Below are 15,431 nucleotides of genomic sequence, written 5' to 3'. Positions count from 1 at the left end.
GCCCGGCACAGGACCCGGGACTAAAGACCGAACAACAGCTCCGGTATAAATTATAAAACGGTAAAAACAGCCGGGTTTCGACAAGACGACAAGCGCGGAGCAAGAGGGTAACCGATTACAATCTTGTCAGGTACGCAACCGATGCGCCGATAAAAAACCATACTCACCCTTTCGCATTCCGAGAAAGAGTTCCGCAGCGCCACAGGAGGCGGCAATTTCAGCAAGAGTGCGCAGCAACGCCGCCCGCTGCGGGTGCAAACCGTCCCCGTTGCAACGGCGATGGAATATGCGACGAAGGCCGGAAATCCATGTGGATTCCGGCCTTCGTCGCATAATACGATCAAATCAGACGATATTGCACGAACACAACGGATAGCTCTCCCGCTTGAGGAACTCCTCCGAAACCACGATCCGAACAGCTCGGTGCAATACGGAAAACTCCAACGGAGACTCCCCCAACAATTCGCCATCGACCTCGACGCTGATCTCCGGCGAAGATTCGATGCGGATACGGCTGCCCCTCTCCTGCAGGATATGCCGAATCCGGTAAATCCCGCCGTTGAACAGATAACGGAAGCGGAACAGGATATGCCAGAAATGGACGGGACGGATCAGCGACACGTCCAGCAGTCCGTCGTCGGCCACCGCCTCGGGCAACTGCTGCATACCGCCGCCGTTGTATTTGCAGACACCGATGGCGATGCTCATCAACAGGTTGTTGTAAACCAGCCGGTCGTCGATCCAAACCTTCACGCCCGTCGATTTGTAGCTGAAGAACGAACGGATCATGCACCACGTATAGAGCCACTTGTTGCTGTGTCCTTTCTTCTTGAGATGGGCGTATTTCTTGACTACCATCGCATCGAACCCCATACCGGCCACATTAGCCATATAACGGTGCTGACGGTAGTGAGCCTCTTCGTAAGAAACGACTCCGACATCCTGTAAAAACGAATGTCCCTCCTTGATAGCGCGGATCGCATCCTGATAGCGATTCGGCACGCCGAACGTGCGGATCCAGTCGTTCCCCGCTCCCACGGCGACAACGGCCAGCAGCACCTCGCGGGGATCGACCGTCTGCTGAATAAAAAGACCGTTCACGACTTCGTGCAGCGTACCGTCGCCCCCTACGGCGATAATGCGGCGGAATCCCTGCTTCACGGCCGACACGGTCAGTTCCGTCGCATGGAACTTATGTTCGGTGAAGACCGGTTCGGTCTGGATTCCGGCATCCCGCAGGAGCTTGGAGATCAGGGGAAAATGGTCAAGCCCGCGGCCACCTCCGGCCACGGGATTGACAATGACGAACCAACGCCGACCACCGCCGGGCAAGGACATCTCCTCCAAAACGACTTATTTTAGGGGAGCGTTCTTCAGCGTATCGACCAGGAATTCATAGAACTTGCCGACGGAAGCGATGTTCACCTTTTCGTCCGGAGAGTGGGGATAGCAAATGGTCGGGCCGAAAGAAATCATATCAAGCTTAGGGTAATTCGTACCGATGATGCCGCACTCCAGACCGGCGTGAATGGCCGTAACCGCAGGTTCCTTGCCGAAAAGCGCTTTGTAGGAAGCCTTCATCGCAGCCAGAATCGGCGAATCCAGATTGGGTTTCCAACCGTTGTAGGCACCCGTGAGTTCCACCTTAGCGCCGGCCAGCTCGAACACGGCGGAGATCGCCTCGCCCAGCTCCTCCTTCTCGGAGTTCACCGAACTGCGGAGCAGACACTGCAACTTCACCGTCTTGCCGTCGGATACCACGCGGGCCAGGTTGCTCGACGTCTGCACCAGTCCGGGCATCGACACCGACATCTTCTGCACCCCGTTCGGGCAGCCTACGACCGCACGGATCAGATTCTCCGCCACCTCCTTGGCGATCATCGTTTCAGGGGCTTCGGTTTCGGTCAGTTTGATGGAAACAGCGTCCTCGATCCCGGCGAACTCGGCCTTCACGACCTTTTCATACGCTTTCAGCTCTTTGGTCAGCTGCTCGAGATCCTTGGTGCGGACCATCAGCGTAGCGGTCGCCTCGCGCGGAATCGCATTGCGCAGACCGCCGCCGTCCACCGAGCAAAGCAGGATGTCCATCGACTTCTTCTGCTCACGGATGAAACGGAACAGCAATTTGTTGGCATTGGCACGCTGTTCGACAATCTGGATACCGGAGTGCCCACCCTTAAGACCTTTGACAACCAGCTTCACGGCCCGGTAATTCCGTGCCGGAGTCGGCTCCGCCTTATACTTGAACGTGATGTTGGCATCCACGCCGCCGGCGCAGCCTACATACAACTCGCCCTCCTCCTCGGAATCGAGGTTAAGCAGGATGTCACCGTGCAGCACCCCTTTCTTCAGGCCGAACGCACCGTCCATACCCGTCTCCTCGGTCGCTGTGAAAAGCGCTTCGAGAGGACCGTGTTCGAGCGTATCGTCCTCCAGGACGGCAAGAATAGCCGCCGCACCGATACCGTTGTCCGCACCGAGCGTCGTACCGTTGGCCGTCACCCATTCGCCGTCGATATACGCCTCGATCGGGTCCTTGGTAAAGTCGAACTTCTTATCGTTGTTCTTCTGAGGAACCATATCCAGATGCGCCTGCAGAACGATACCTTTGCGGTTCTCCATCCCTTTGGAGGCAGGCTTGCGGACATAGACATTGTGGGCCGCATCCTCCTTGCACTCCAGGCCGAGACTCTTGGCCACGCCGATCACGTACGCACGGATCTTCTCCTCGTGGGAGGAAGGACGGGGTATTTTGGCGATTTCTGCAAAATGCTTCCAAACCAACGCGGGTTTCAAAGCGGTCAAATTCTTATCCATAGTAGTTCTATTTTAATTGGTTATCGTTTCTATTTTCCAGTTTCCGGAGCAGGTGCCGCTTCGACGGCAGCGCTGCGGTCGAAAGCCTCGACGATCTGCTTGACGAGCGGATGCCGCACGATGTCGCGGCGGTCGAACTCCACGATGCCGATCCCCTCGACACCGCGCAAAATCTCCATCGCCCGCGTCAATCCGCTGTCGGAACGACGGGGCAGGTCGATCTGCGTCACGTCGCCCGTGACGATGAATTTGGCATTACGTCCCATGCGCGTAAGGAACATCTTGATCTGCGGCAGGGTCGTATTCTGCGCCTCGTCCAGAATGACGAAAGCGTTGTCGAGCGTACGGCCGCGCATGTAGGCCAGCGGCGCGATCTGCACGGTCCCCTCCTCGATGTATTTTTGCAGCTTGGCGGGCGGAATCATATCGTTGAGCGCATCGTACAGAGGTTGCAGATAGGGATCGAGCTTCTCCTTCATGTCGCCCGGCAGGAAACCCAGCTTCTCGCCCGCTTCGACGGCCGGACGCGTCAGGATGATCCGCTTGACGTGTTTTTCTTTCAAAGCCCGCACCGCCAGGGCGATGGCCGTATAGGTCTTGCCCGAACCTGCGGGGCCGATGGCCAGCAGCAGGTCGTTGCGGTCGTAGGACTGCACCAGCTTGAGCTGATTGACCGTGCGGGCCCGGACGATCGTGCCGTTGTTGCCATAGACGATCACGTCCTTATCGACGGGAGCGTCGTGTTCGATCACCCCGGTCGAAAAAGCCTGTTGTACCGACTCTTTGGAGATATAGCCGTATTTGAGGTAGTAAGCGATCAACCCGTCCAGTCGTTTCCGAAACTGTTCGGAATCGCTTCGGGGGCCGAGCACCGTGAGCGCAGATCCGCGAGCGATGATTTTGAGGTTGGGATGCAACTCCTGCATCTGTTCGAGGTAAATATTCTGGGGGCCGTACAGCTCCCGGGGATCCACCCCCTCGATGTCGATCTTCTTATCTTCGGAATCCATCATAAGCTAAAAAACAAATCCTACGCTCAATGCCAGGGAGTAAGAGCGCATGTTGAACCCGACCGCCTCTTCGGTGGGATAATAACACTTTTTCGAATCGAACTGCCCGTTGTAACGGAAGTCGATCAGTGTATGTCCGAAATTCAACCCCAGGCCCAACATATAGGAAACCGTCGGGCGCATACTGCCGAAGAACATCTCGTTGTTGCCCTCGGCATACTTGCAATCGTTCATCACCGTAAAGACGGGACCGACGTTGATCCGCAGCATCGGAAGCGCCCGAAGCGAGAAGATGAGGGGAATATCGATCGAATTGGTTTTGATTTTCAGAGTTCCGTAGTCGGCATGGCTCAACTTGATCGACTGCCGCACGTAAAGCACCTCGGGGCCGATGGTGAAATAGCGGAATTTCAAGCCGATCTGGAGTCCGGCCTGCCAACCGAGCCGGTTATCTATACCGAAATCCGGACCGGAAGTCGAAAAATGGGGAAAGTTGAGTCCGGCCAGTACGCCCCACTCCACTCCCTTGATCGCCGATCCGCTGCGGCTGCTGCGTCCATAATCGTCGTATCTGCGGGACTGACCCGAAGAAGGGAGAGTCAAAATACTAAACAACAACGCTATAATCAGTAATTTACAGTTTTTCATAACTCTATTTCTTGGTATCGGATTTCAATACGGTTGCGGCCCAGAGCAGGTAGCAGACACAAGCCGTCACCCAGATCAAGCCCGCCTGGGGATGACCGAAACTGCGGATCAGCGCACCGCAGATCGGGCCCGAAAGGGCACCGGCGGAAATGGCCAGGATCATCAGTCCGGCGACTTCGTTCGAACGGCCCGGAGCACTCTTGGTCGCCACGGCATAAAACGTGGCGAAAACGCAGGCCATCGTGAAGCCGAGGATGCCGACCAGCGCATAAACGACCGCTTCGGAACGCACCGCGAAAAGGGCGATGCAGAGCGCCAATGCCAGCAGCATATTCCAGCGCAAGTATTTGACATCGACGACACGAATCAGCACCCAGGCACCGACGAGCGTACCCACGATGCGCAAAGCGTAAAATCCGGTAGTCGTAAGAATCGAATCGGGATTGTCGATCAGCCGCACCGAAACGAAGCCGATACCGACATCCGCAGCGATGAAACAGGCCACGCCGAGCGTACATAGCAACACGGTGCGATTGCGCAGCAGACGGAAACACTCGGCCATACCGACCGCACGGGACGATTGCGCCGGTTCTGCGACCGCAGTCACCTGTAACCAGACGGCCCCGACGAGCGTAAGCCCCGCATAAATCGGCAACAACAGACGCCAGTCGCCGAAAAGCGAAACCAGCCCCGTGATGATCGGGGCGAGCAGCAACAGAGCAGTATTGCGGAAGATCTGTCCGACGGTCAGGTAGCTGGTCATCCGCTCCTCGGGCACGATGGTCGCCAGCAGCGGATTGACCGCCACCTGGATAGCGGTATTGCCGATGCCCAGCAGACCGAAGCCGATGAAATACCAACTCAAGGCACTGCCGACGCCCGCAGCATAGGGCACGAGCAACCCGGCGATGGTAAAGGCATAGCCGATCATTGCCGTTCTCTTGCGGCCGATGCGGTTCATCAGCGCCGCGACAGGCGTGGAAAGAAGCAGGAACCAAAGGAAAACCATCGACGGCAGAAAACTCACGGCACTCTGCTGGCTCTCGGCAAATTCACCGCTGATGATGTTGGTCACCGGAGCCACGATATCGCAGAAGCCCATGATAAAGAACCCCATCAGCACAGGTGCCAGCAATCGTTTGTCCACTCTCCTTTCCGTCATAGCACGTCCTTCAACATTCATTATTTGGTCAAAGTTAAGTTTTTTTCTCGGAATACACAGAGAAAACCGTGCATTTTTTTATCCGGAATCCCTGTTTTTCGGCAAAAAAAGCATTGCTATTCCCCATTTTTTGTTATTTTTGTAGAAAATAGGATACGCCTCTGAAAACTGTGAGCAAGCTCCCGTTTTCTTTTCGGCTTTCACTATCTTTGTTTCCGTTAAATTTTCATGCAGCCAGGTCGCTCCCGACAAAACGAATGCCGTCCCGGTCGGAATACGATCAGCCCGCACGAAAACAACTTCAAGCCAATAGCCCGCCGAGCCTTACGGATTTTTCCGACAGGCGGGCACTTTGAGAAATATTACCCGATCGGCCCCCGCTCCGGCGAACACGAACACGTCCCGGTTCGCAGACGGTCCCGATCACTTAACCCTAATTCCGACTCCGCATGATGCTTCTATTCGCCGGCATAACCCTCCCGCTCGAGGATCCGATTCTCAAATTCCTGCTGATTCTGGTCATCATCCTCGCCGCTCCCCTGCTGCTCAACAAGCTGAAAATTCCCTACCTGCTGGGGCTTATCATCGCCGGTGCGGTGATCGGACCGCACGGCCTCAACCTGGTGTTGCGCGACAGCAGCATCATCCTCTCCGGTACGGCCGGACTGCTCTACATCATGTTCCTCTCCGGCCTGGATATGGACATGTCGGATTTCCGCAAGAACGGCACCCGAAGCCTCGTATTCGGACTCTATACGTTCTGTGTTCCGCTCCTGCTCGGTATTCTGGCGGGATATTACATCCTGGGATTTTCGATCTACTCCTCGATCCTGCTGGCCGGGCTCTTCGCCTCGCAGACCCTGATCGCCTACCCCATCGTCAGCAAACTGGGCATCGCCCGCGACAAAGCCGTCACGATCGCCGTCGGAGGCACGGTCATTACCGATACGCTGGCCCTGCTGCTGCTGACGGTCATAGTAGGCATGGTCACCGGAAACACGGACGACATGTTCTGGTACCGGCTCGGCATCTCGGTCGTGCTCTGCATCGCATTCATCATGCTGCTCTTCCCGCTGATCGGGCACTGGTTCTTCAAGCATTGCAGCGACAACATCTCCCAATACATTTTCGTGCTGGTCATGGTCTTTCTGGGCGCCTACCTGGCACATCTGGCCGGACTGGAGCCGATCATCGGCGCCTTCCTCGCGGGTCTGGCCCTCAACCGCCTCATCCCGCGCACCTCGCCCCTGATGAACCGCATCGAATTCGTCGGCAACGCCATCTTCATCCCCTTCTTTCTGATCGGCGTAGGCATGCTGATCGACTACCGGGCTTTCTTCCGCGACTGGGAGAGTATCAAGGTCGCTGCCGTGATGATCGTCCTGATCACCGCCGCCAAATACATCGCCGCGCTGCTCACTCAAAAAACGTTCAAACTCTCCAGCGACCAGCGGACGGTCATCTTCGGCCTGAGCAGCGCCCACGTAGCCGCCACGCTCGCAGCCGTGATGGTGGGCTACAACGTCATCGTCGGCCAGACACCCGACGGAGAACCGATCCGTCTGCTGGGCGAGAGCGTGCTGAACGGCACGATCCTGATGATCCTGGCCACCTGCACCATTTCGACCTTCGCCACCCAGCGCGGCGCTCACAACATCGCCATCAAAGGGGTCCGCGAAAACGACGAAAGCACCGAACATCAGGACGAACACATCCTGATCCCGGTGTCGAACGAAGAGAGCGTCAGGGAACTCGTAACTCTGGGCAACGTGCTCAAATCGAAGAAAAACCACAACGGATTCTACGCGCTGCACGCCATAGACAACAAGGTGGAAGACAGCGGGCTGGAAAAACGGGCCCGCAAAATTCTCGAAACGGCGGCGACGGCCGCTGCCGCATCGGACATCTACCTCCACGAGTTGCTGCGCTACGACGTCAATATCTCGAACGCAATCGCAAGCGTCGCCAAAGAACAGAGTATCACGGACATCGTAATGGGACTCCATCGGGACAAATCCCCCGCGATCTTCCTCGGCAAGATCACGGGCGACCTGCTGGGCGAAAGCAACGTCACGACCTACATTTACAAACCGGTACAACCGCTGGCGACCATAAAGCGACATATCGTAATCATTCCCTCCCAAGCCGAAAAAGAGGCCGGATTTCTCATGTGGCTGCATAAAATCGGAAATCTGGCCCGCAATACCGGGACCAAAATCGTCGTCTATGCCCCGGAAACAACGCTCAAGTACATCGAACCGCTGCGGCGCAAGCAGACCGCAACCGTAGAAACGGTACTTTTCAAAGACTGGGAAAAACTGCCGGCCCTGCTGCGCGAATTGCGCACGGACGACTGTCTGTGGCTGGTAATGAGCCGCCGCGAACGCATCTCCTACCAACCGGCGATGAACAAGATCCCGGCTTACCTGGATCAATACCTCGGGCGAAACAGTTTCGTGCTGATCTATCCCGTACAGGCCGGTGATCCGGAAAGCCGCTATTTATAACCCATAATACGTGCCGCATACCTCCTGTACGAACCGCTCCCTTTTACCGCTGTAACGGAGACATCCGCCGGATGTCGGAACATGGCCTGTCCGCAGACGAAGAGACGCTGCACCCCCGTTGAAAAGGCATCGCGGCTGTTCGGAAAACCTTCGGAAGCCGCATCTCCCGATCGGAAAAGGATAAGATGTGCACATCCGGCCCCCACCCCTTATGCACCGACAATCGGGTAAAATCGACACCGGGTTTGGTTTTACCCGTAACTTGCACTATCTTTGACCTTGTTTTAGACCGGCCGCATCCATCGATGTCCGAATAAATTCGGCCTCGCTCTCGGCCCGCACCGCATAATTCGTTTCGCATAAACATAAACGTAAAATAACATTATGAGTCTTGTAGCGATCGTAGGACGCCCGAACGTGGGCAAAAGCACACTGTTCAACCGCCTGGTCGGGCAGCGCAAAGCCATCGTCGATGCGACGGCAGGCACGACACGCGACCGCCATTACGGTAAAACCGACTGGAACGGACGTGAATTTTCGGTGATCGACACCGGCGGCTATTCGGTCAATTCGGACGACATTTTCGAAGACGACATCCGCCGTCAGGTGATGCTCGCCATCGAAGAGGCGGACGTCATCCTGTTCCTGGTCGAAGTCAATACGGGCATCACGGATCTCGATCAGATGATGGCCGACATCTTGAGGCGCACTTCGAAAAAAGTGCTGCTGGTCTGCAACAAGGTCGATAACTACGACCTGATCTACTCCTCGCACGAATTTTATTCGCTGGGACTGGGAGAACCCTACTGCATCAGCTCGATGAGCGGCAGCGGCACGGGCGACCTGATGGACGAAATCGTGCGCGACCTGCCCCCGGAAACCAAGAACGAGGAAGAAGAGCTGCCCCGCATCACCATCGTAGGCCGTCCGAACGTGGGCAAGTCGTCGCTCACCAACGCCCTGCTGGGCGAAGAGCGCAACATCGTCACGCCGATCGCCGGCACCACGCGCGACGCCATTCACTCGCGCTACAACAAGTACGGACTCGATTTCTACCTGGTCGATACGGCCGGCATGCGCAAAAAAGGCAAGGTGACCGAAGACCTCGAATTCTACTCCGTGATGCGTTCGATCCGCGCCATCGAGGAGTCCGACGTCTGCATCCTGATGCTCGATGCGCAGCAAGGCCTCGAATCCCAGGACCTGAACATCCATAACCTGATCGTCCGCAACCGCAAAGGCTGCGTGATCGTGGTCAATAAATGGGATCTGGTGGAGAAAGGCAACAACACGATGAAGGAGTGGAAGGAGGCCCTGGCAAAAAAACTGGCGCCCTTCAACGACATTCCGATCATCTTCACCTCGGTACTCAACAAACAGCGCATCCTCGAAGTGCTCCAGACCGCCATCCGGGTTTACGAAAACCGCAAGCGGCGCGTGGCCACCTCGGCGCTGAACGACTACCTGCTGCCGATCATCGAGAACTACCCGCCCCCGGCGACCAAAGGCAAATACATCAAAATCAAATACGTGATGCAGCTGCCGACACCCACGCCCCAGTTCGCCTGCTTCGTCAATCTGCCCCAATATATCAAGGATCCCTACCGCCGCTTCCTGGAGAATAAGATTCGGGAGGAATGGGATTTCTCGGGAGTACCGATCCAGATCTATTTCCGACAAAAATAGAGATCACCGGATATCCTCGACACCATATTCAGGGATCCGGCGGCGCACCCATAAAGAATAATTTATCTCATTTACAATCGATAAAACCTTTATTCCAAACCGTTTATCTTTTCGCTATGAAAAAATTCTTACTATTCGCTTTCGCGGCCGTAATGCTGGGATTCGCGGGATGCAACGACGATGAGAACAAGGACAACATACCTCCCACTTTGAGGGAATACGAAGCTCCCGTATTCATGTACGGCAAGACACGGGAGGAAGTGAAAGCTTCGGTGCCCTACGCCTACAGCGGAGCATCGGAAACCTCGCTGTATTTCGAAGGCAAGGGCATCGTTAAAGAGTACATATATATATTCGAAGACGACAAAGTATATTCCTGCGGATCGATACTTTCAGACCTGTACATCGACGACCTGCACACCTACCTCTCGCAGCTGTACATCTACCTCGAATACCGTCCGGGACAAAGAATGTACGTATATGAAAGCGAAGACAAATCGCTGAGCATCGGCCTCTATCCCCTCAACGACGGTCTGGCGGCAGTAGAATACCTGAAAAACTGACCCTCGGGATCAGCCGGGAAAACTTCCGACGGAAGCGTCCGAACTCCGCCCATAAAAGACATACTATCAAACAAGAAACAGCCGCATGAAATCATGCGGCTGTTTCTTGTTTGGTGGAGAATACGAGGCTCGAACTCGTGACCTCTTGCATGCCATGCAAATAGCCACATACAATTACATCAATATAATACTTTAATTAATAGGCATTTATAATTACATTACACAAAATGCAAATTTCAACGTAAAACATTCACAAAACACATTATGAATTTATGATATAGGAAGATATTTCGTTGTCTCAAAGATATAAAAAATTTACTCCAGCATTGTTATAAACTCCGTATTGACACGGCGCGAAAAGCACGATTGTAAAATTTGGTTGCAGAGTTTTACGCACTTCGCATATCATCATATCTACCAATCCAAAGTCTTGACAGGTCCTTACATCTATGCCGTAAATTAAATTTATTGATCAAGCGATCTGAAGTCAAGTGACCGTATAAATCAATTAATGTAAAAATCTATCATTATTTTTCTCCCCAGCCCTTGCACAATGTGCCGAAGCATCGCACCTTTGCCTCTGAACCTATGAAGATATAGGAAGCAGATCCAGACGAAATAACATGGCAAATGCAAAAAAGCTGACGATCAAACAGGAGAAGTTTTGCAACAAGTACCTCGAATACGGTAACGCTTCCGAGGCGTATCGCTTTGCATACGACTGTTCCCGAATGACAGACAAATCTATCTGGGAAAAAGCGTCGTCACTTCTTGCAGACGTCAAGGTTGCGGCAAGGGTGAAAGAACTTCAAACTCAATTATCGAAGAAAGAACTAATTACCAAAGAGGAAATCGTCCGGCTCAATCTCTCGATTATCAATGCTGACATACTTGATTTCGTCAATGCCGATATGGTTGAAGAAAATACCGAGTTCGGTATCCGGCAAGTTTCGTCCATTACATTTCAAGACCTGAAATCACTTCCTCCCGAGAAGCGACGTTTGATCCAATCCATAAAAATCGACCGATCGGGATGTCCCGTCGTAGAATTGATGGACAAGAGCAAAGCCATCGAAACCATCAATCGCATGCTCGGATATAATGCACCGGATAAAACAGAACATACAGGGAAAGACGGCAATTCCATTGAGATCAATACCACTATGGACTACTCCGGATTATCCAATGCCGACCTACTCGCAGCGCACGCCCTAATCCATAAAGCAACCAATGGTAAATCCGATAAATAAACTTATCGCAGACCAAGTTAAAATCGAATGCGAAATGTTCCGTAGGGGAATTTTCGACTTTATTACCTTGTCGGAACGAGGGCATCATGTCAAACAGGAAGAAGCGCTGTGCATCCTTACCGATAAAACCCATACGGAATTTCTATACGGCGGAGCCGCCGGAGGCGCAAAATCGTGGACAGGTTGTACTTGGTTAGTCTTTATGTCACTATGCTATCCAGGGACAAAATGGTTTATCGGGCGCGAAGAGTTAAAGCGCCTTCGAGAATCTACGCTTATCACCTTCTTCAAGGTGTGTACCCAATACGGTATAAAGCGCGACAAAGATTTCAAATATAACGGACAAGACCACTACATTCAATTTGCCAATAACAGCAGGATTGACCTGCTCGATCTGCGTTATCTCCCTTCCGATCCGCTCTATGAGCGCTATGGTTCAGTGGAATACACCGGAGGATGGATTGAGGAAGGAGGCGAAGTAAACTTTGGAGCTTACGACACACTCAAAACCCGCATCGGGCGTCATTTGAACGACAAATACGGAATCCTACGCAAACTGTTCATTTCTTGTAATCCGAAAAAGAACTGGATGCACTCAACATTCTACAAACCAGCGAAAGCTGGGACGCTCCCGGGCCACCAAATATACCTTGCCGCACTTGTACAAGACAATCCATTCATTGAAAAGGATTATATAGAAGCATTGAAATCTACCACCGATAAGGTCAAAAAGGAGCGATTGCTGAAGGGAAACTGGGACTATGACGACAATCCAAATGCCCTATGTTCCTATGATAATATTCGTGAGATATTCTATCCTAAAATTCACACCCGTACCGGCATCAAATACATCACGGCGGATATTGCCCGCTTTGGTTCCGACCGGGCGCGAATCCTCGTATGGGATGGCTGGGCGATCATCGAACAGGTGTCGTTCGACCGAAGCGCCACTACGGAAATAGCCGCCTGCATCGAATCATTGGCCGCCAAACACCGCATCCCCCGCTATCGGATCATCGCTGACGAAGACGGAGTGGGCGGCGGAGTGGTCGATATGTGCCGGATTAGCGGATTCGTCAATAACTCGCAATGTCTCAACGGAGAAAATTTCTCGAACCTCCAGACGCAATGCGGATACAAGCTGGCCAATAAGATCAACTCTTTTGCTATATCCTTCGACTGCGAACTGTCGGATGGTCAAAAAGACGAGATTACCGAAGAATTAGAACAACTCCAGACCTGGAATGTGGACAACGATCGCAAACTGTTCCTGAAACCCAAAGACGAAATCAAACAGGACATCGGACGCTCTCCCGACTGGAGGGATGCGCTACTGATGCGGGTATGGTTCGACTACAAACAAATAATTCCGCTTTCAAAAGAAGATTTAGGACTATAAAATATGACAACGATCAAACAAATCACTCAAGCCCTCTCCAATCAATTCAACGCGGTTTTGGGGCGCAAACAGAAGTTCGTCGAGCTCATACAGAACGGCGACATCTCCCGGTTGTTGAGTAAAATGACGACCTGCAACGATAAAATCACCAAAGCTCTTGCAGAATACGATCCTACGAAACACGAAGTGACTAAACGCCCGAATCGTCATCGAAAAGGCAAACCGGACATCATCACAGCTAAATTACCCATCCCATTCCAAAAAGTCATTAACCTACAAGCCACGGCTTTCCTGTTCGGCTCTCCTATCCAGTTCTCAGATATTTCAGATGTAATAGAAACCAGTATCAATGGAGAACTTAATCGAAAAAGCAAAGCAGAAGATGCCTACAGTCGTTTTCTACAAATATTAAAAGATACCCGCTTTGATTCCAATATCCGTGAGTGTAAAATGAAAGCCGGGTCAGAAACACTTTGTGCTAAACTATATCATCTTTACCTATCAACCAATGGCGAAATTCAGGTAATGGTAAAGATACTCGCAAAATCGCTCGGGGACGACATATACTACAAATTCGACGATTTCGGACGGCTAATGCTATTTATCCGCCAATTCACCATACAAGACGACGAGGGAAACGACGAGATTCATTGTGACATTTATACAGATGAAACTATCTTTCGTTGTACACAAAAGGCAATCGGGTGGGAAGTCCTCCCGGAAAAGAACTTTATCGGGAAAATCCCGGTTTTACTTTACAGACAGGAGCCAGAATGGGCAGATGTTCAAAAACTAATCGAACGTCGGGAAGATATTCAGTGCAGGGACGCTGATATGAACGATTACTTTGCCAATCCCAAAGTGGTAGGGGAAGGCATTGTGGATGGCTCCCTCAATCCCGACGATCCGGCACAAATCATCCAAACACAAAACAATGGAAAAGTCTATTATCTGACATACGATTCTGCTCCCGAAAATCGGAAACGGGAATGCGACACACTCGATTCATTCATTTATGGCATGACCTGTTCCGTAAATCCAGCATCGGATGTCATTAAGGAAATGAAAATTCCGAGCGGTGTAAGCTGGGAATATATGTTCTTTTTTCCGATGTTAAAGGCAAAAAACTACCAAGACTACTACGGAGCAATGATTGATCGGGAAATTAATGTGGTAAAAGCTGTCATCGGTGTACTTTATCCTGAATTAAAGCTCAACGGGCAGCTCGAAGCACTCAAAATCGGCTACCAGTTCTCGACACCTATGCCGGACAATGTTTCAGACACGCTCGACATTATCCAAAAATCCATTAACACCGGAACAATGAGCCAAGAAACCGCCATTTACCAAAATCCACGTATCAAAGATCCAAAAATAGAGATAGAGCGGCTGAAATCGGAAAAAGGTCATCGGATATAGATATACCAGATAATCAAAAGAAAAATTTAGAATCTTTAGCCGAAAAATAGTCAATTATCGGCGAGAATTATTCTCCTCTTTTTATCGAATTTTTCCTTAAAATAATTTGCATAATGTGCCGAACATACTGACTTTTGTCGCAGAGGCTGTGAAGTCGCAGCCCACCAGTTGCAGAACGATATAACCTTCATGTAATTGTTAGTGGGTCTGTTGGCGTCGGCTGACAGACCTTTTTTGTGCGAATATGATGATTTATTCGAAACCATATAGAACGAAAAAACATGAAAGAAAAACTTCTCGCACTACTCAAAACCAAATTTGTTGGGGTTGATAGTGCAATCCTCGACCGAATCGCAACGAATAAGGCCGAGGCTATGACGGATGAAGCCCAATTACCAGCCATCGTAGAGGGGATTGGATTTCAAGACGTGTTACAAAGCTACGGAGACTACCGTGCAGGGGATGCCACACAGACCGCAGTACGCAACTACGAGAAGAAGCATAACCTCAAAGACGGAAAGTCCGTAATCCCTGCGCCCGGGGGCGGAGAGCAGCAACTCGAACCCGGAAACAAGAATAATTCCCAGACTTTCGATCCCGAGGCATTTGAGGAACGGATAAAATCTTTTATCCAAAACACCATGAAGCCCTATACGGAGAAAATCGAGGGATTCGAAGCAGCGCAGACGCAGGCACAACGAGCTGCGACAATCCGTGAAAAGGCCCACGCGCTGGGACTTGACGATGACACGCTTTCCATCATCAAAATCGACGACAATGACGACGTAGATCAGGTTCTTTCGAAAGCGGCCAAAATGTTCGTCAAGAGTGGAATCGGGGTAACACCGCCTCTCTTCGGAGGCGGAGAAAGTGGAGATAAAATGTCTGCGGCAATGGCAGCCCGACTGGATCGCAAGAAGGCTGCCGAGGATTACAAAACTTCGGCGATCAAAGGTCTAAATTAAAAAAC

General features: G+C 52.0%; 12 protein-coding genes. 7 read left to right on the top strand and 5 right to left on the bottom strand.

The features are described 5' to 3' along the window. Positions 1-345: 345 nt before the first annotated feature. The 5 genes from ALIPUT_RS00945 to ALIPUT_RS00925 are packed head-to-tail and all read right to left on the bottom strand — an operon-like array spanning position 346 to position 5,658. Positions 346-1,338, bottom strand: coding sequence for a diacylglycerol/lipid kinase family protein (locus tag ALIPUT_RS00945; protein WP_004327709.1), 993 nt, complete (start codon positions 1,336-1,338; stop codon positions 346-348). Between the two features lie 15 nt (positions 1,339-1,353). Then, a complete protein-coding gene (locus ALIPUT_RS00940; protein WP_004327708.1) occupies positions 1,354-2,817 on the bottom strand; it encodes an aminoacyl-histidine dipeptidase in 1,464 nt (487 codons plus the stop codon). Positions 2,818-2,846: 29 nt separating this feature from the next. Next, positions 2,847-3,830, bottom strand: coding sequence for a PhoH family protein (locus tag ALIPUT_RS00935; RefSeq protein WP_004327707.1), 984 nt, complete (start codon positions 3,828-3,830; stop codon positions 2,847-2,849). 3 nt (positions 3,831-3,833) lie between these two features. Beyond that, positions 3,834-4,475, bottom strand: coding sequence for an outer membrane beta-barrel protein (locus ALIPUT_RS00930; RefSeq protein ID WP_004327706.1), 642 nt, complete (start codon positions 4,473-4,475; stop codon positions 3,834-3,836). A gap of 4 nt (positions 4,476-4,479) precedes the next feature. After that, positions 4,480-5,658 carry an MFS transporter gene (locus ALIPUT_RS00925; RefSeq protein ID WP_004327705.1) on the bottom strand — a complete coding sequence of 393 codons (1,179 nt, stop codon included), beginning with the start codon at positions 5,656-5,658 and terminating at the stop codon, positions 4,480-4,482. A gap of 428 nt (positions 5,659-6,086) precedes the next feature. On the opposite strand from ALIPUT_RS00925, the gene ALIPUT_RS00920 reads away from it, so the two are divergent. The 7 genes from ALIPUT_RS00920 (at position 6,087) to ALIPUT_RS12950 (ending at position 15,426) form a co-directional block, all read left to right on the top strand. Beyond that, entirely contained in the window at positions 6,087-8,144 is a 2,058-nt protein-coding gene (locus ALIPUT_RS00920) for a cation:proton antiporter (protein WP_004327703.1), read from the top strand. A 381-nt stretch (positions 8,145-8,525) separates the two neighbouring features. Continuing rightward, positions 8,526-9,830, top strand: coding sequence for a ribosome biogenesis GTPase Der (gene der, locus ALIPUT_RS00915; RefSeq protein ID WP_040293038.1), 1,305 nt, complete (start codon positions 8,526-8,528; stop codon positions 9,828-9,830). Positions 9,831-9,946: 116 nt separating this feature from the next. After that, positions 9,947-10,393 carry a hypothetical protein gene (locus tag ALIPUT_RS00910; protein ID WP_004327700.1) on the top strand — a complete coding sequence of 149 codons (447 nt, stop codon included), beginning with the start codon at positions 9,947-9,949 and terminating at the stop codon, positions 10,391-10,393. Positions 10,394-11,016: 623 nt separating this feature from the next. Then, positions 11,017-11,643 (top strand): terminase small subunit, encoded by a 627-nt coding sequence (locus tag ALIPUT_RS11970; RefSeq protein WP_004327699.1) that lies wholly within the window; start codon positions 11,017-11,019, stop codon positions 11,641-11,643. Then, a complete protein-coding gene (locus ALIPUT_RS00900) occupies positions 11,624-13,042 on the top strand; it encodes a phage terminase large subunit (RefSeq protein WP_004327698.1) in 1,419 nt (472 codons plus the stop codon). Before ALIPUT_RS11970 ends, ALIPUT_RS00900 begins: the two co-directional genes overlap by 20 nt. 3 nt (positions 13,043-13,045) lie before the next feature. Then, the gene (locus ALIPUT_RS00895; RefSeq protein WP_004327696.1) at positions 13,046-14,461 is read left to right on the top strand and encodes a phage portal protein; all 1,416 of its coding nucleotides are present in this window, start codon (positions 13,046-13,048) and stop codon (positions 14,459-14,461) included. Between the two features lie 281 nt (positions 14,462-14,742). Beyond that, a complete protein-coding gene (locus ALIPUT_RS12950) occupies positions 14,743-15,426 on the top strand; it encodes a hypothetical protein (protein WP_004327694.1) in 684 nt (227 codons plus the stop codon). The last annotated feature ends 5 nt before the right edge of the window (positions 15,427-15,431 follow it).

This window comes from Alistipes putredinis DSM 17216 (genome assembly GCF_000154465.1).
Lineage (GTDB): Bacteria > Bacteroidota > Bacteroidia > Bacteroidales > Rikenellaceae > Alistipes > Alistipes putredinis.
Note: the sequence above shows the minus strand (reverse complement) of the source record. Positions and strands in the feature narration are given on the sequence as shown.

What these genes read in the sequence shown, in the direction of transcription:
- ALIPUT_RS00945 (WP_004327709.1), bottom strand. Translation starts at nt 1,338, where the DNA reads ATGTCCTTGCCCGGCGGTGGTCGGCGTTGGTTCGTCATTGTCAATCCC.
- ALIPUT_RS00940 (WP_004327708.1), bottom strand. Translation starts at nt 2,817, where the DNA reads ATGGATAAGAATTTGACCGCTTTGAAACCCGCGTTGGTTTGGAAGCAT.
- ALIPUT_RS00935 (WP_004327707.1), bottom strand. Translation starts at nt 3,830, where the DNA reads ATGATGGATTCCGAAGATAAGAAGATCGACATCGAGGGGGTGGATCCC.
- ALIPUT_RS00930 (WP_004327706.1), bottom strand. Translation starts at nt 4,475, where the DNA reads ATGAAAAACTGTAAATTACTGATTATAGCGTTGTTGTTTAGTATTTTG.
- ALIPUT_RS00925 (WP_004327705.1), bottom strand. Translation starts at nt 5,658, where the DNA reads ATGAATGTTGAAGGACGTGCTATGACGGAAAGGAGAGTGGACAAACGA.
- ALIPUT_RS00920 (WP_004327703.1), top strand. Translation starts at nt 6,087, where the DNA reads ATGATGCTTCTATTCGCCGGCATAACCCTCCCGCTCGAGGATCCGATT.
- ALIPUT_RS00910 (WP_004327700.1), top strand. Translation starts at nt 9,947, where the DNA reads ATGAAAAAATTCTTACTATTCGCTTTCGCGGCCGTAATGCTGGGATTC.
- ALIPUT_RS11970 (WP_004327699.1), top strand. Translation starts at nt 11,017, where the DNA reads ATGGCAAATGCAAAAAAGCTGACGATCAAACAGGAGAAGTTTTGCAAC.
- ALIPUT_RS00900 (WP_004327698.1), top strand. Translation starts at nt 11,624, where the DNA reads ATGGTAAATCCGATAAATAAACTTATCGCAGACCAAGTTAAAATCGAA.
- ALIPUT_RS00895 (WP_004327696.1), top strand. Translation starts at nt 13,046, where the DNA reads ATGACAACGATCAAACAAATCACTCAAGCCCTCTCCAATCAATTCAAC.
- ALIPUT_RS12950 (WP_004327694.1), top strand. Translation starts at nt 14,743, where the DNA reads ATGAAAGAAAAACTTCTCGCACTACTCAAAACCAAATTTGTTGGGGTT.